Origin of the sequence: Amycolatopsis palatopharyngis (assembly GCF_003385185.1) — a bacterium.
Lineage (GTDB): Bacteria > Actinomycetota > Actinomycetes > Mycobacteriales > Pseudonocardiaceae > Amycolatopsis > Amycolatopsis palatopharyngis.
Genome location: NZ_PQHZ01000001.1, coordinates 171133 through 187341, shown reverse-complemented (window position 1 = coordinate 187341; position 16209 = coordinate 171133). Strand labels below are relative to the sequence as shown.

Here is a 16209-nt window from a genome sequence, read left to right as displayed (position 1 = left end):
CGTCGCCTCAGCCGCCGTACCGCCTGTGGCTCCATCCGGAGGTACGGCAGCACCGTGGGACGTGGTAAGAAATTAACAGTGCTGCTTCGGGGTGGGAAAACGGGGATTGACGGGCAGCCGAACCTCGGGAAGTGCTGATCGCCGAGCGTTATGGCTATGAGCCTTTCCGCGCTTATCAGGAAAGTCGGAAACGTCGGACCGGCTGGGGGAACAGTGAACATGCGGGCTGCATCGTCGCGAACGGGCTTCAGCGCACTGAGCGATCGTGAGCGGGAGGTACTCCTGCTCATCGCCGAGGACAAGACCGATCGCGAGATCGCTCGTGAACTCGGCATCAGCGAGCGGACGGTACGAGCGCACGTCAGCAGGATCATACTCAAACTCGGCGTCGCATCCCGTGTCGGCGCGGCTGTCATAGCCACGAGATGGCGAGTGACCACCGAGCTTCATCCACTCGCCTGAATGGCCGAGGCCGATATTCGTGGGATGCGTCCCAGTGGAATCGACATGGCGGAAAAGCCACTACTCGGCAATTCTTTCAGCTGTGAGACTTCGTTTCGTCACGCAACGACAGGACGAAGACGAGGAGAATTGTCAAATGACATTTCGGCACAAGCTGCGCCGCGCGGCGGTCGGTACCGCGGTAATGGCACTGGGTGGCGGCGTTCTTCTCGGCGCGGTTCCGGCGGCGTCCGCCGCACCTGCCGCACCTGCCGCACCTGCGAGTCCGGCCACGGTACTGGGTGCCTGTGGGGACACGTTCGCTCCGAGAACATCCGGCGCGAAGGCGTACTGGGAAGTCCAGTGCACTTCCTCGTCGGTCCGCATCTCCGGCTGGGTCGAGGACACCGCCGCGGACGGACAGTGCGCGAAGGTGAAGGCGACCTACTCCAACGGCTCCACCTACTTCAGCCCGGCCGCTTGCCCGAAGGGGGAGCGGCAGGGGTTCACCTCGCCGTATCGAACCGGCCGAACCATCAACGCCTACCTCTACGAATACGACGTTTGACCGTTACGCGAGACAGGCTCGGCGGATAAACAGCGCGCTCGGCATTCCATCGGCCGAGCGCGCTGTCTCGTGCGCGGTAATGACATGCCCGGCCGCGGTCAGCAGTTTCGCAGAAAATGGTCGAGCACTCGCGCGCCGAACCGCAGTCCCTCAACCGGTACGCGTTCGTCCACGCCATGCGCCATCGCCGCGTACGGAAACCCTTTCGGCAGCCACAGCGGGTCGAACCCATAGCACTCGATTCCCAGTGGGGTGAAGGCTTTGGCATCCGTGCCGCCGCCCATGCAGAAGGGGACCACCACGGCCTCCGGATCCTCCGACCGCAGAGCATCGGCCATGGCGGCGAACCAGGGTGAGTCCAGCGAGGCTTGAACCGGTGGGCTCTTGCTGACGAACTCCCGTTCGATATGTGGTCCCAGCAGTTTGTCAATCTCGGACAGCAGGTCGGCTTCGGTGCCGGGCAGCACCCGGGTGTCGACCAGTGCGGTCGCCTCTCCGGGAATCACGTTGACCTTGTAGCCCGCCTCGAGCATCGTCGGCGTGGTGCTGTTGCGCACGGTGGTTTCGGCCAGCGCGGCAGCAGGGCCCAGCCTGTGCAGTGTCCCGTCGATATCGGACTGCTCGACCCGCACTCCCAGCGCATCTCCCGCGCGCCGGAGGAAGGTTCGGACGGTCGGCGTCAGAGTGACGGGCCATTCGTGTGTCGCCAATCGATACAGGGCGGCGACGAGCCGGATGACGGCGTTTTCGTCGTTGCGCCGGGAACCGTGGCCGGCGCGCCCGCGTGCCGTCAGCCTCAGATGCGCGGTTCCCCGCTCGGCCGTGCCAACCGGATAGAGCCGTACGTCTCGGCCCTGGGAGTCAGGTGTGTGGAACGTGTATCCACCGGTTTCGCTGATCGCGGCGGCACAGTCATCGAACAGCGGTCGGTGGTGCCTGGCCAGCCACTGCGCGCCCAGCTCACCTCGGTCCTCCTCATCGGCGACGAACGCCAGAACGATGTCGCGTCGTGGACGGGTGCCGGATGCGGCGAAGGATCGCACCACAGACAGGGCCATCGCCAGGAAGCACTTCATGTCCACCGCGCCGCGTCCCCACAGCTGGCCGTCGCGCACCTCACCGGAGAACGGCGGCAGCGTCCACTCGCTCGGTTCCGCGGGAACGACGTCCAAGTGCCCCTGCAACAACAGCGCGGGCAGCGAGGAGTCCTGACCCGGAAGCCGGGCGATCAGGTTCGCTCTGCCCGGTACGGCCTCGTAGATCCTCGAATCCACACCCGCGCTGGAAAGGACCTCGGCGACGAACTCGGCCGCTTTACGCTCACCAACGGTGTCCTCGTCGCCGTGGTTGGTCGTGTCGATACGGATCAGGTCCGAACACAGCTCAACCACATCAGTGCCGGCCATACCGAGCCCCTTCGCGCCTCCGTTGTCGTACTTGACCATCGGTAGGAAGCGATCCCGCCTGGCTAGTGTGCCGAACCGCCGAGATCTGAGCTGATCCGCCGCTCGCGGGAGCGACGACAGCCTGTTGTCGGGTGCCCGCCCAGCGCCGAACTAACCGTCGAGCGGTGTCAGCGCCGATAGTTCGATCCGCGACGAGATCGGCCCTATCGGCTCACGTGGGGGAGTAGCCGGATTCTCGCCACGGCGGATCGTCGAGCGGCAGCACCTCACCGGCCTCGTTCGTCTCCGCGTTCTCCCGCGCGACCTGCTTGGCGTCGTCGATCTCTTCCTTCGCCTCGGCCAGTTCCTCTTCGTTGCCCGGTTCCCGTGGGTGCCTGTCTTCCGTCACGCGGTGCTCCTCTGCTCGACGGCTTCGCCACCCTGGGCCTACCACCGAGCGGACAGGACAAAACAGGCACCGACCGCCACCGAACGGCGTCCCGGTCAGGACCGGCGGCGAGGCCGTCCGCGCCTGCCACCCCGGGCCGCGCCGGCACCTCGCTTTCCGTTCCTGCCGGTCGCCTTGTCCGCGGCAGGTTTGCGGCCCCCGGGTTCGGCACGTTTGGATTTCGGCTGCTCGGGCGGGCGCCCGCGTGTGCTGTTGACGGTGCGCCCGCGAACGATGCCGATGAACTGCTCCATCAGGTCAGTCGTCTCGCCCTCCAGCCAGGAGAGCGCGACACGTGACTGCGGGGCGTCCGAGACCGGTACGTACGTGAGGTCCCTGCGGTGGTGCAGACGGGCGAGTGACTGTGGGACGACGAGCAGACCCACACCCGCCGCCACCAGCTCGATCGCATCCGCGGTCGAGCCAGGGCGCTCGATCGCAGGCAGCCCCGGCGGGCGCTCCCAGTGCAAGGTCTCGTCCAGCGGATGCAGCAGGACGTCGTCGGCCAGGTCCGCGACCGACACTTCGGCTACCACGGTCACCGGATGGTCTTTCGGCACCACGACCACGGTCGTCTCGGTATAGAGAGGGATGGCGTGCAGGCCTTCCCGGCCGGTCGGCAACCGCAGGAGAACCGCGTCGGCAGCGCGGTCCAGGACCAGGTCGGCGGCTTCGGCAGCGGAGACGCCGATGAGCGACAGCGGGACCTCTGGCAGCCGCTCGTTCCAAGTCCGGACCCACTTGCCGGGTGTCACCCCCGGGACGTACGCGAGCGTGAACGATGGAGGTACCGGCGAGTCCGTCACCAGGCCCAGGTTACCGGGTGTGATCAGTGGTGCCCCGCATGCCGGATACCCTGGACGCATGACGTCGCAGAAGACCCCCCAGACGATGAAGCCCGCGACAGCGGCGAAGAAGCTGGGCGTGTACCTCGAAGCCACCCCGGCGCGGTTCCAGGAGGGTGTCGTCTCGCGCGACGAGTTGAATGCCCTGCAGGCCGATCCGCCCGAGTGGTTGCGTGAGTTGCGCCGCAACGGTCCGCATCCCCGGCAGGTCGTCGCGGCGAAGCTGGGCATCTCGATCAGCGGTCTCGCGCGTGGCGGGATCACCGAGTCCCTCACCACAGCACAGATCGACGCGTTGAAGACGGAAAATCCCGATTGGTTGCAGCGCGAACGCGCGACTCAGGCCGAAGTCCGGAAGGAAGCGGCACGCACCAAGGAGAAGGGCACGGATCCGCGCCGTTCCTGACAAAGTCCGTCTTCTGGGGCTGTGATCTCCGCCGGCACTCCAACAGTCGTTTGTAGACTCCTGCTGCCGCGGGTGACGTTGGAAATTGGCCACCAGTGCCGAGGCCGAGTTTGTTCTCGGAAACCACAAGACTGCATATGGGTGATCACGCACCGCGCCTGAGAGGGCGCGGTGCGTGACGTTGTGCGCCTTGGGTTCGACGTCGCTGGCCGTGATCGACCCGGCTTCAGTTCAATCTGGGCAAACCTATGTTGACCGTAATCAAAAGTGGGCTTAGTGTTCCGGGTCATACGAAACCCAGCGGACACCTACCAACTACGGAACTGCTCCCGGTGGAGTAGCCGCTGGCGCGGGGCAGCCGCGCATGCGAGGCACTGATCGGACGGCTGTCCGGTGGCGGTCGCTGTGCGAGCGGCTCGGCCGTGCTGTTTTCAGCCCCACTGGTCGACAGAAGGTAGGAGCCACCATGTGTTACGGATTCGACGGTGATGCGGCGCTTCGGCAGTCCCTCACCGACCGGGCGACGAGCCGAAGGTCGGTGCTGCGCGGTGCCCTGTCCGGCGCGGTCGGGGCGGGCCTGCTCGCCGCGGGGATCGGCGGAACGCCCGCGTATGCCGCGGGTAAGGCGACCGGCAGGCCGCTCGTCCCGCCCGGCCTGATGAGCATCCAGCTGTGGACCGTGCGCGACGCGCTGTGGGGTTCGCCCGGATTCGACGGCACCCTGCAGGCGATAGCCGACCTCGGTTACCCGAAGGTCGAGCAGGCTCTCGGCTACTTCGGCCGCACGGCCCGGGAACTGCGTGCCTTCTACGACGGCATCGGCGTTTCGGCCACCTCGAGCCACGATGGCATCAGCGCGAACCGGCAGGATCTGGATCGCAAGATCGACAACGCACTCACCCTCGGTCAGTCGTTCATGGTCGTGCCGTACCTGAACTCGTCCAGTGCCGACGACTGGCGGCGCTGGGCCGAGCAGATGAACGCCGAAGCCGAGGTCGCCAGGTCGGCCGGGTTGCGATACGGATACCACAACCACGCGCACGAGTTCACGGCGGATCTCGGCGGCGGAACGACCGCGTGGGACGTGCTGACCTCCGAGTTGGATCCGTCGCTGGTGCATCTGGAGATCGATCTGTACTGGGTGGTCCGGGGCGGAATCGAGCGTGGCGACGGAGCGGCCGACCCCGAGGGATTCGCCATCGACGTCATCCACTCCGCGCCACAGCGAGTGTTGCAGTACCACGTGAAGGACCGGCACGCCGACAGCGGAGACATGGCCGACCTCGGCACCGGAATGATCGACTTCTCCCGGATTTTCCGGGCTCATTCCGTGCTCGAGTACATCGTCGAGAACGACACGCCGGACGTGAGTCCACTTAGGACTGCCGAGGTGGGCTACAACTACCTCCGCGATCTGCGCATCTGAATCCGGGACGCCGACCCGCCCTGGATCCCTTGCTCCTGCTGTTCGAACAATCCCCACCCCACCGAAAGTGATGAGAGGTAGGTGACCATGCGAAAATCACGCATGGTGGCAGTGCTCGCCGCAGCGGCGGCGACCCTCGCCGTCGCGTCGCCGCCGTCGACGGCCGAGCCCGTACGGCCGGACGATTCGGCATTCCAGAAGGTGACGCTGAACGACGGTCCCGGTGAGCCGATCGACCTCGCGGTCGTGCCGGACGGCCGGGTGCTGCACACGACCCGCGCCGGGGAACTCTGGCTGCACGACCCGAGAACGGGTCTGAACACCCTTGCCGCCGACCTGGACGTCTACACCCACGACGAGGAGGGCCTGCAAAGCGTCGCCCTCGACCCGGATTTCGACGGGAAGAGCAACCGGTGGGTGTACCTCTACTACGCACCGCCGATGGACACACCGATGGACGATCCGTCCACACCGGACGTCAACGAGGGCGATGCGCCGACCACCGGTACACCCGCCGACTTCGCTCGGTTCGAAGGCGTTCAGCGGTTGTCCCGCTTCGAGTTGGTCGGCAACACCCTTGACCTGTCCACCGAGCAGCAGATTCTCGAGGTCGACGAGGACCGCGGCATCTGCTGTCACGTCGGCGGGGACATCGCCTTCGACGGCGAGGGCAACCTGTACCTGTCCACCGGTGACGACACCAACCCCTTCGAGTCCGATGGCTATGCCCCCATTGACGAGCGCGCGGACCGCAACCCGGCGTTCGACGCTCAGCGCACTTCCGCGAACACCAATGACCTGCGGGGCAAGGTGTTGCGCATCCAGGTGAACGAGGACGGCTCCTACTCGATTCCGGAGGGCAACCTCTTCGAACCTGGCACCGCCGGCACGCGTCCTGAGGTCTACTTGATGGGGCTGCGCAACCCGTTCCGGATCGAGGTCAACAAGGAGACGGGCGAGCTCTACGTCGCCGACTACTCTCCGGACGCCGGAACGCCGGATCCAGACCGCGGGCCCGCAGGGCAGGGGCGCTGGATCTCGGTGGAGGAAGCGGGCAACTACGGCTGGCCCTACTGCGTCACGCCGGATATGCCGTACATCGACTACGACTTCGCAACCCAGCAGTCCGGTGCGGCGTTCAACTGCGCCGCACCCGTGAACGAGTCGCCGAACAACACCGGCCTGACCCAGTTGCCTCCGGTCGAGCAGTCCGAGGTCTGGTACTCCTACGGCGAGTCCGAGCGGTTCCCGGAACTCGGCACCGGTGGAATCGGTCCGATGGCCGGACCGGCGTACGACTTCGATCCGGCCGACACGCGCGGCCGGGCGCCGGTGGCATGGCCCGAGTACTACGACGGGGTGCCACTGTTCACCGAATGGACACGCGATTACATCAAGGCATTCCGTCTCGACGACGACGGTGATGTCGCCTCCATCGAGGACGTGGTTCCTTCGATTCCGGTCTCCGGCGTGATCGACATGGAGTTCGGTGCCGACGGTGCGCTCTACGTGCTCGAGTACGGCAAGGGCTACTTCGCGGAGACGCCGGAGGCGCAGCTGGCCCGGATCGACTACATCGGACCGAACGGCAACCACACTCCGGCTCCGAAGGCTGCGGCCGATGTGACCAACGGCCAGGCACCGCTGACCGTCTCGTTCTCCAGCGACGGAACGCGGGATCAGGACGGCGACCGGTTGCGCTACGAATGGGACTTCGATGCCGACGGCACGGTCGACTCAAGGGACGCGGATCCCACGCACACCTACGGCGAGAACGGTGTCTACACCGCGACACTGAAGGTGACCGATGTCGGCGGGAAGCACCGTGGGCGTTCGGCATCGGCGGAGGTCGAGATCGTGGTCGGCAACACCGCGCCCGTGGTGGAGTTCGTCACGCCCGTCGAGGGGCAGAACTTCGCCTTCGGCGACGTGATCGAGTTCGAGGTCGAGGTCACTGACGATCAGCCGGTCGACTGCTCGAAGGTGGAGGTGACCTACATCCTGGGTCACGACACGCACGGCCACCCGCAGACGACCGCTGCCGGCTGCACGGGGTCCATCCAGACCACGGTCCCCGGCGGGCACGACCCGGAACACGACGAGTTGCACGGCGTGTTCCACGCGAGCTACACCGACCCCGGTGCTGACGGCGTGCCCTCGCTGTCCGGTGACGCCGAGGTCGTCCTGGAGCCGAGCAGCTGACGCGGCTCACAGCACGACACGCCCGTGGTGCCCCGCCGTTCGGGGCACCACGGGTTCGCGCGGTCCGCACCCGTTGCCGGGATCAGCTACGGCAGGCGCTGCCCGCGGGGTGCAACCGGCTGCCGGTCGTGGTGGCGTCCGCCTCCGCGAGCACGAGGACAGTGTCCTTTGTGCTGAGTGTGACGGCGCGTTGCCGCACCGCTCCGTCATCGGTGCTGGTGCCGTTCAGCTGCAGGCTGCCGATGTCCAACGGAATGGTCGAGGGCACGGAGGACACATCCACGGGGACGCCGTTGATCGACATCGCGGAGATGTTCGAGGAGCCTGCCAGGTTCGGTCGCAGCCCGTCGGGCCCCGCGGTGCAGGTCACCGTTGCCTGTGCCCGGATCGTCCCGAACTCGATGGTCAACCCGGGAGCGGTCACCGTCGCGCCGGACAGTCCTGCGGTACCGATCGCGGTGTCACCTTCGGCGGGAGGTACTCCCGGGTCGTCCGGGGTCCGGTTGGCGGTGGCGGTCAGGTCCCGGGCATGGAAGGAGATCTCGCCCGCGCGAAGGTCGGTGGCGGGTACTGCGGAGTCATCGTCGCGGCAGGGAGTTCCGGACGGATTCGCCGTGGCCGGTTTGACGCCCTCGAGTTCGACCGCGCTCGCGCTGCACCCGAACGTGCCGTCGCGGTCATCGTCGGTGATGGTTCCCGCCCCATCGGGATCGGCGACTCCGGCGCCGTTCGCGCCGGAGAGCCGCAGGGTGAACGTCTCGTCCTGCTCGTCCACGAGATCGCCGACCACGCCGACAGTCACGGTTTTGCTCGTCTCACCCGGCTCGAACGTCAGGGTGCCCGCCGCGCTCGCGTAGTCGGCCGGTGCGGCCGCGGTGCCGTCGGCGGTGGCATAGTCCACCGTCACGCGATCGGTGGCAGGCGGGGTGAGTGTCACCGCGAACGTCGCGGGGGAGATGCCCGTGGTGCCCTCGCGTACGGTCGCGTCGGCAACGCGCAGCCCGGGAACGTGGACTGTCGTCCGTTCGACGTAGCCACGGGAGATGCCGTCCACCAGATAGTCCACTGCGCACCGGTACGTCCCCGGGGCGGCATCGGGGGCGACGGTGATCGTCTCGGTGAACCGGGCGTTAGTACCGCTTGGCACGACGATCTCCTCAGGGGAGTTGCGTACCGACAGTTCGGGGGCACAGCCGGAAACCTCTGGTCGCACGGTGACCTCGATGGCCGGGATCCCACGCAGGATCGCGTCCGCGATCGCTTCGGGCGCCACCTCCGGTAGCAGCATCCCTCCGGTACCCGAGGCGAGGGCCGAAGCCTGGTCTCGCGCATCCAGGCCGCCTGCGTCCACGGCCAGCACCCGGATGTTCGCCTGCTGTAACGCGGCGATCGTCTCGTTCAGCGTGTGCCCGCCACTCGGATCGTGCGAGGGCGCGTCACCGAACCACGCGACGATCCCGGTGCTGTCCGTGCGTGCGGCGCGGCTGTCCACGGCCAGCCGGTAGAGGGCGTTGATCGCGTCCTCCGGCTCGTCGCCGCCACCCCTGGCGACCCACTGGGCGATCCCTGACCTGATGGCGGCGGGGTCGTCGGTCAGTGGCTGGTTCACCCGGTATGACATCGGGTCCGCGTGTACATCGCGGTATTCGGCGACGCCGAATCTTGCGCTCGGTTGCACACGCCGGACAGTGTCCAGGATGGTGCCCGCGTTCTCCCGGATACCGTCGATCGCCGCACCCATGCTGCTGGTCGTGTCGGCGAGGAAGTGCACTTCCGGGTTCGCCGGGACGGCCGGGGTGCCGACCCGCTTACCGACTTCGGCCGACTGTCCCGGTGCGACGGTCAGCTCGACAACGGACGGATCAACTCCCGGCGGTCCGCCGGCGGCGGTGACCGCGGGCGGACTCAGCGCCAGGCAGGACGCGGTGACCACGAACAGCACCAGCGGGCGCCGGCCCACCCGGTTGGGTTGAGTTGGCATCATTCCTCCTGTGTCGCCTGTGTCGCCTGTGCGGTCCAGTGCGCTCATCGGTGTCTTCCTGCTGCGCGGACGGCCGCCCCGCCGCCGATGACGAGCAGCAGCACGGCCAGCCCCCATCGACGTTTCTCGTCGGTCCCGCTGGTGCCGGGGTCCGCGTTCGCCTCCTGCCTGTCCGCACGCGCGGGTGGCGGGCGCATCGGTGGCGCGACGGAGGCCGGTGGCGTGGCCGTGGTCGGCCGGGGTGACCCGTCCGGTGGCGCCGTCGTGACCGGTGCCGTTGAGCCCGGCGTGGCCGGGGGCTCGGGAGTCGGGGGCGGCGCCGGTGGTTCCGTCGGCTGCGATGGCTGGGGTGGTTGCGAAGGTTCCGGCGCGGTCGGCGAGGGCGCGGGTGGCCGTGGCGGTCCAAAACAGCCGGACATGTCCGAGGTCGATGACGGCGGTAGCTTCCCGATCTCGGCCGCGCCGCCGGAGGTCCCGCTTGGCAGCCGATACAGCGTGCTGCCGTCCGCCGCGTCGGCGAGCAGGTATCCCGAGCCGTCCGGACCGAACGTCATGGAGCCGAACGTGTCCGCACCGGGTAACTGCGAGCCGGGGTGCGGGCTGATCCTGCCGGAGTCGATGCCGATCCGGACGGCGGCGACGTCGCCGTGCGTCGACACGGACACACCGTAGAGGGAACCATCTCGCGGGTGGCGGTCGAAATCGCCGATCTCGGCCAGTCCGGTCGGAGCGAGTGCGGTCGCGCGTAACACCTCGAGGTAGTTCCGGCTGTGTGGTGATATGTCTATCGTGTACAGAAATCCAGCCTTGAGGACGTACCAGTGGTCGCCGATCACGGCACCAGCGGTGGCGCTGCCGAGGCCGTCCCAGCGAACAGGGGGGTCGCCGAGCTGGATCGCGCCGAGTTCGGTTGTCCCGCCGTCGCGGTCGATCGCCACAGCGGCACCGGATCGAGCGACACCATAGGTCACGTCCTGTGCCCTCGCGTAGCCGAGAGCGTCGATACGGTGTGGCGGTGGTGGCAGCCGAGTGCGGGTGCCGGAGGGCAGTTCGATCCGGCTGATCCTCGATAGGCCATCCGAGGCGCCATTGTGTACCAGGAGCGCCGTGCAGTGTGCCGCCCCCTGGGCGCCGTGCGGTTGTGCGGTTACCTGTGGTGGCATCGCCAGCGCAAGCAGGGCGGTGGTCAGCAGGAGAGGCGAGCGCAGTCCAGCTGGACTTCGTGCTGCCGCCATCGCACTCAGCGCAGCCGCTCGAGTGCGTCCCGGAACGCCTCGGGTTCCACACTCGCGCTGCCGCTGAACGGGTTCTGTAGCTGGTAGATCGCGAACAGCAGCACGGTGATGGTACCGGCCAATGTAGACACGATGATCACGTGCGTGCCGAGTCTTGTACCGCCGAACAGATTCGGCAACAGAGTCGCGATGACACTGCCGAGGACCAGCGCGAACCAGACCACAGCGCCGACGTGATCACCGTTGGCCTGCAGCAGGCGCTGCTGGCGCGCCTCGTAGACCTCGGTCAGGGCCGCGGTGGCGGAGGACTTTCGTTCCTCCTGCCAGTTCTCGTCGGTCTCCGCCTTGGCCAGGTCGATCTGAATCCGTTCGAGCTGCTCCCATCCCGGCCCACTCACCTCGTTGCCGGAGCGCATCTGGGCCCACTCGGTGTTCAGTACGGTCGCGGCGTACTCGGCGCTGTGTGCCCGAACCTGGGTTCGGGTGGGTTCGGGCAGGGAGTCGGCGGCCCAGGTCGCGGCGACAAGCGCATCGGCTTCCGTGTAGGAGCCCTTGCGGGCCTGGTTGACCGCGTCGAACAGGGCGATCAGCACGAACGCGACCAGCACGGCGTGCAGACCTGCGATGATCGTGAAGACCTGCCCGGCCGCGTCATTGTTGCCCGGCCTGCCCTCGTCCTGACCGAATCGGCGGACGAAATAAGCGGTCACGCCGGCGACCGTGGATGCGCCGATCACCCACAGGACACCATTCAGATAGATGTTCATCGCGGATTGCCGTACCCCCGGATATGAGTAGAGAGCAGAAATGAAAAAAAGGAATACCCCGAGTGCCGCGCGGCGATCGGCCAGTGCGGTTCCTGTCAAGCTAGCCATATGTCCGGCGGCGTTACAAGGCAGACCTCGTCGCTTCATTCGATCGGTTCGGTGAAGGACATTCATGTCACTGAATTGGCGCAGTGAAGGGGTTTGCGGTGCTGAGGGCGGTGGTTCCCGCCTATCCTGTGGGGGAATCCTTTCGTGGCCGTGATGCTTCCATCGGGCCGGTTGCAGTGGCGCGCCGTGATAGCCACTATGATCAATAGTTGTTTCTGCCGGACTTCGTACGGCACACACTGCTCTTGTCGAGTGAAGCCCCATTCGGGTCCTTGTGTGCGTTCGGAGATTTGCTATGTTCGGTGTACGGCCACGTTGCCGAATCGCCGATTTTCCTTTGCCGGCAGCAAATTCATGATCATTCCTAGTCCTTGGATAGTTCTGCGATCAGAATGGTGGTGTGCGTTGTGACTGTGACGGACTCGGTAGGGCCGAGCGCCGGTGTCGCCGACGACGATGAACGCCAGCCGTCCAGCCTGGCCACGACGGCCGCCCGGAACCTGGCTACGACAACCAAAACCGTCCCCCAGATGCAGGGGATCACCTCGCGATGGCTGTTGCGGGCACTGTCCTGGGTGGAGGTTCCCGGCGGGGCGTACCGGGTGAACCGCAGATTGAGCCACGCCGTCGGCGACGGCAGGGTGACCTTCATCAGCGAGGGTGCCGAGGTCAGGGTGATCCCACAGGAACTGCGTGAGCTACCGCTGTTGCGTGGATTCGACGAAGCGGACGTGCTGCGCGAACTGGCTGGCAGATTCGTCCAGCGGGAGTACCGCCCCGGCGACCTGCTGGCGGCCGCAGGGGAACCTGTCGAAGAGTTGTTCCTGCTGGCACACGGGAAGGTGAACAAGCTCGGTCCCGGAGCGTACGGCGATCACACCGTACTCGACGCACTGGCCGACGGAGCCTACTTCGGGGACAGGGCGCTTATGCGCTCGCCGGGAACCTGGGACTGCACGGTCAAAGCGGTCACCCCATGTACCGTGCTCACGCTTGATCGACAGGCCGTCGAGAACGTCAGTGGTCAGATCGAGGCCTTGCGCGAACACATCGACCGAGCGGGTTCCGCTCCCCGCCGGGCGCAGAATTCGCATGGTGAGGCTGAGGTGGATATCGCGTCGGGGCACGAGGGCGAGGCGGATCTGCCTGCGACCTTTGTGGACTATGAGGTTCGGCCCCGGGAGTACGAGCTCAGTGTCGCGCAGACCGTGTTGCGGGTGCATACCCGGGTGGCCGATCTTTACAACCAGCCGATGAACCAGGTCGAGCATCAGCTGCGGCTGACCGTCGAGGCACTGCGCGAGCGCCAGGAGAACGAACTGGTCAACAATCGCGAGTTCGGCCTGCTGCACAACGCGGATCTGGGCCAGCGACTGCAGACTCGAACAGGCCCACCGACGCCCGACGACCTCGACGCCCTGCTCGCGCTCGTATGGAAGGAACCGGCCGTGTTCCTGGCTCATCCGCGGACGATCGCGGCGATCGGGCGGGAGTGCAACCGGGTGGGCGTCTACCCAGCGAACACCGACTACGGCGGGCATCAGGTGCCTTCATGGCGTGGCGTGCCGATCCTGCCGTGCAACAAGATCCCGGTGACCGGCACCCGGACCAGCTCGGTGTTGCTGCTGCGAACCGGCGAGGCGAACCAGGGTGTCGTCGGGTTGCGTCGGACCGGCCTGCAGGACGAGGTGGAGCCGGGCCTGAACGTCCGGTTCATGGGCATCAACGAGCAGGCGATCATGTCCTACCTGGTGAGCACCTACTTCTCGGCGGCTGTGCTGGTGCCGGACGCGCTGGCCGTGCTGGAAAACGTCGAGATCGGCCGGGAGTCCTGAACCTGCCCGCGCCTGTCGCTGTCCTATCCGCACATGAGGAACCACGAAACAGGAACTGGTGATCTCCAGACATGACCGCTACCGAACCGATCGAGACGACCCAGCCGCAGGGGATGTCCAGCCTCGGCACCGCAGCCGCAAGGAATCTGGCGACAACCACCAAGTCGGTCCCGCAGATGCAGGGCATCACCTCCCGCTGGCTGCTGCGGATGCTGCCTTGGGTGGAGACCGCGGGTGGTACCTACCGCGTCAACCGGCGGCTGAGTTATGCCGTCGGCGACGGTCGGGTCACGATCACCAACGTCGGCACCTCCGTCCAGGTCATCCCGGCCGAGCTGGGAGAACTCCCGCCGCTGCGCGGCTTCACTGACGACCCGACCCTGTCCGAACTGGCCGGCCGGTTCGAGCAGCAGGAGTTCGGTGCGGGTGAGGTGATCGTCGAGTTCGGACACCAGCGAGACCACGTCTATCTGATAGCGCACGGGAAGGTGAACAAGCTCGGCACCGGGAGTTATGGCGACCCCACCGTGCTCGGCACGCTCGCCGACGGAGACCATTTCGGCCACGAGGCGCTCGTCGACCCGGAGGGCATCTGGGAGTTCAGCGTCAAGACGATCACGCCGTGCACGGTGCTCGCACTGCCGCGCGCGGAGTTCGATGCGGTCGCGCAGCGCAGCGAACCGTTGCGCAGGCAGTTGGACGAGGTACGTGCGGCACCATCCCGGGCGCAGAACGCGCATGGTGAGGCTGAGGTGGATATCGCGTCGGGGCACGAGGGTGAGGCGGATCTTCCTGCGACCTTTGTGGACTATGAGGTTCGGCCCCGGGAGTACGAGCTCAGTGTCGCGCAGACGGTGCTGCGGGTGCATACGCGGGTGGCGGACCTCTACAACCAGCCGATGAACCAGGTCGAGCATCAGCTGCGGCTGACCGTCGAGGCACTACGCGAGCGCCAGGAACAACAGCTGATCAACAACCCGGAGTTCGGCCTGCTGCACAACGCCGACCTGAAGCAGCGCATCCACACCCGCAACGGCCCACCCACGCCCGACGATCTGGACGAACTGCTGTCCAGGCGGCGCAAGACCGAATTGATGCTGGCTCACCCGCGCACAATCGCCGCGTTCGGCAGGGAGTGCAACAGCCGCGGCCTCTATTCACCGAGCATGGAGCTCAAGGGGCACCAGGTGACCTCGTGGCGCGGCGTGCCGATCCTGCCGTGCGACAAGATCCCGGTCACCGAGCACAACACCAGTGCCATCCTGGCGATGCGGACGGGGGAGGACCACCACGGCGTGGTCGGCCTGCGTCAGACCGGTCTGCCGGACGAGTACGAGCCCGGGCTGAACGTCCGTTTCATGAACGTCGACGACAAGGCGATCATGTCCTATCTGGTCAGTGCCTACTACTCGGCCGCGGTGCTGGTGCCGGACGCACTCGGCATCCTCGAGAACGTCGAGATCGGCCGGTGATCCGGTGTCCGCCGTGAACGCGACGAACCTGACCAGCACGACCGCGCGGGCGGATGGACCAGCGGGAGCCCGCTCGCCCGCGGAACTGCTGCGGTGGAGCCAGGACACCGTTCGCCCCTCCCTGCGCGCCGCGGTCGATACGCTGCCCCGCCCAGTTCGCGATATCGCCGGTTACCACCTCGGCTGGCTGGACGAGCACGGCACGCCTACCGACGCCGGTGCGGGCAAGGCCGTGCGCCCCGCGCTCGCGCTGCTCGCCGCGCAGGCCGTCGGCGGTGAGCAGCGGGTAGCGGTGCCCGCGGCGGTCGCCGTGGAACTGGCACACAATTTCTCGCTGCTGCACGACGACGTGATGGACGGCGACGAAACCCGGCGGCACAGACCGACGGCCTGGGCCGTCTTCGGGGCAGGTCCGGCGATCCTGGCCGGTGACGCCCTGCTCACCCTGGCGCTCGACGTCCTCGGCGCGGCGGGCGGCCCGGCCACCAGGAGTATGCGGATGCTCGCCACGGCGGTGCAGGAGCTCGTGCGCGGGCAGGCGGACGATCTGGCCTTCGAGCGGCGCGACGGGGTCACCCTGGACGAGTGCAGGCGAATGGCGGAAGGCAAGACCGGCGCGTTGATGGGCTGCGCCGCCGCACTCGGCGCGCTCGCAGGTGGTGGCAGCCTGGAACAGATTCGGCTGCTCCGTGGATTCGGTGAGCATCTAGGTCTCGCGTTCCAGTTCGTGGACGATCTGCTCGGAATCTGGGGTGACCCCGCCCTGACTGGCAAACCGGTGTACTCCGACCTGAGGAGCAGAAAGAAATCACTGCCGGTCGTGGCCACGCTCCGCAGCTCGTCCGGCCCGGGACGCGCGCTGACCGCGCTGTACGCGAGGGAACAACCGCTCACCGACGGTGAGCTTCGCCGGGCCGCCGACCTGATCGATGAGGCAGGCGCTCGGGACTGGAGTCAGGCCAGCGCGGACGACCTGCTCGAGCGGGCGCTGGGTCAGCTCGGCGCGGCCGGACCGGCGCCGCGCGCGGCGGCCGAGCTGACCACGCTGGCCGGGTTGATCACCCGGCGCGACCGCTGATCACTCACCCGC

Annotated in this window: 14 protein-coding genes; 8 read left to right on the top strand and 6 right to left on the bottom strand. The window is 67.0% G+C overall.

Annotation, left to right across the window (positions count from 1 at the left end; genetic code table 11):
- The first annotated feature begins 219 nt into the window (after positions 1-219).
- Positions 220-462, top strand: a complete 243-nt coding sequence (locus D0C15_RS00910) for a helix-turn-helix domain-containing protein (RefSeq protein ID WP_162829858.1) — start codon at positions 220-222, stop codon at positions 460-462.
- Between the two features lie 136 nt (positions 463-598).
- The gene (locus D0C15_RS00905) at positions 599-1009 is read left to right on the top strand and encodes a hypothetical protein (RefSeq protein ID WP_116040478.1); all 411 of its coding nucleotides are present in this window, start codon (positions 599-601) and stop codon (positions 1007-1009) included.
- Between the two features lie 98 nt (positions 1010-1107).
- On the opposite strand, the gene D0C15_RS00900 is transcribed toward D0C15_RS00905, so the two are convergent.
- The 3 genes from D0C15_RS00900 to D0C15_RS00895 all read right to left on the bottom strand — a co-directional run bounded on the left by D0C15_RS00900 (position 1108) and on the right by D0C15_RS00895 (position 3648).
- A complete protein-coding gene (locus D0C15_RS00900; RefSeq protein ID WP_116040579.1) occupies positions 1108-2415 on the bottom strand; it encodes a M20/M25/M40 family metallo-hydrolase in 1308 nt (435 codons plus the stop codon).
- 211 nt (positions 2416-2626) lie between these two features.
- Positions 2627-2803: a hypothetical protein gene (locus D0C15_RS33885; RefSeq protein ID WP_162829857.1), complete on the bottom strand. Its 177-nt coding sequence runs from the start codon at positions 2801-2803 to the stop codon at positions 2627-2629.
- A 95-nt stretch (positions 2804-2898) separates the two neighbouring features.
- Positions 2899-3648 (bottom strand): LysR family transcriptional regulator substrate-binding protein, encoded by a 750-nt coding sequence (locus D0C15_RS00895; RefSeq protein ID WP_245975500.1) that lies wholly within the window; start codon positions 3646-3648, stop codon positions 2899-2901.
- A gap of 58 nt (positions 3649-3706) precedes the next feature.
- On the opposite strand from D0C15_RS00895, the gene D0C15_RS00890 reads away from it, so the two are divergent.
- The 3 genes from D0C15_RS00890 to D0C15_RS00880 all read left to right on the top strand — a co-directional run bounded on the left by D0C15_RS00890 (position 3707) and on the right by D0C15_RS00880 (position 7721).
- Complete coding sequence (locus D0C15_RS00890; protein WP_116040476.1) at positions 3707-4093, top strand: DUF5997 family protein; 387 nt, start codon at positions 3707-3709, stop codon at positions 4091-4093.
- A gap of 466 nt (positions 4094-4559) precedes the next feature.
- Positions 4560-5519 (top strand): sugar phosphate isomerase/epimerase family protein, encoded by a 960-nt coding sequence (locus D0C15_RS00885; protein ID WP_116040475.1) that lies wholly within the window; start codon positions 4560-4562, stop codon positions 5517-5519.
- 87 nt (positions 5520-5606) lie between these two features.
- A complete protein-coding gene (locus D0C15_RS00880; RefSeq protein ID WP_116040578.1) occupies positions 5607-7721 on the top strand; it encodes a PQQ-dependent sugar dehydrogenase in 2115 nt (704 codons plus the stop codon).
- Positions 7722-7803: 82 nt separating this feature from the next.
- Here D0C15_RS00880 and D0C15_RS00875 read toward each other — a convergent pair whose 3' ends face one another.
- The 3 genes from D0C15_RS00875 to D0C15_RS00865 are packed head-to-tail and all read right to left on the bottom strand — an operon-like array spanning position 7804 to position 11704.
- Positions 7804-9702 (bottom strand): Calx-beta domain-containing protein, encoded by a 1899-nt coding sequence (locus tag D0C15_RS00875; protein ID WP_116040577.1) that lies wholly within the window; start codon positions 9700-9702, stop codon positions 7804-7806.
- Positions 9703-9746: 44 nt separating this feature from the next.
- Complete coding sequence (locus D0C15_RS35380) at positions 9747-10937, bottom strand: hypothetical protein (RefSeq protein WP_116040474.1); 1191 nt, start codon at positions 10935-10937, stop codon at positions 9747-9749.
- A gap of 5 nt (positions 10938-10942) precedes the next feature.
- Positions 10943-11704, bottom strand: coding sequence for a bestrophin-like domain (locus D0C15_RS00865; protein WP_116040473.1), 762 nt, complete (start codon positions 11702-11704; stop codon positions 10943-10945).
- 515 nt (positions 11705-12219) lie between these two features.
- Between D0C15_RS00865 and D0C15_RS00860 the strand changes: the two genes are divergently transcribed.
- The 3 genes from D0C15_RS00860 to D0C15_RS00850 all read left to right on the top strand — a co-directional run bounded on the left by D0C15_RS00860 (position 12220) and on the right by D0C15_RS00850 (position 16197).
- A complete protein-coding gene (locus tag D0C15_RS00860; protein WP_425455353.1) occupies positions 12220-13647 on the top strand; it encodes a family 2B encapsulin nanocompartment shell protein in 1428 nt (475 codons plus the stop codon).
- Between the two features lie 71 nt (positions 13648-13718).
- Positions 13719-15119, top strand: a complete 1401-nt coding sequence (locus D0C15_RS00855; protein WP_116040471.1) for a family 2B encapsulin nanocompartment shell protein — start codon at positions 13719-13721, stop codon at positions 15117-15119.
- 13 nt (positions 15120-15132) lie between these two features.
- A complete protein-coding gene (locus D0C15_RS00850; RefSeq protein WP_245975499.1) occupies positions 15133-16197 on the top strand; it encodes a family 2 encapsulin nanocompartment cargo protein polyprenyl transferase in 1065 nt (354 codons plus the stop codon).
- Positions 16198-16209 lie beyond the last annotated feature (12 nt).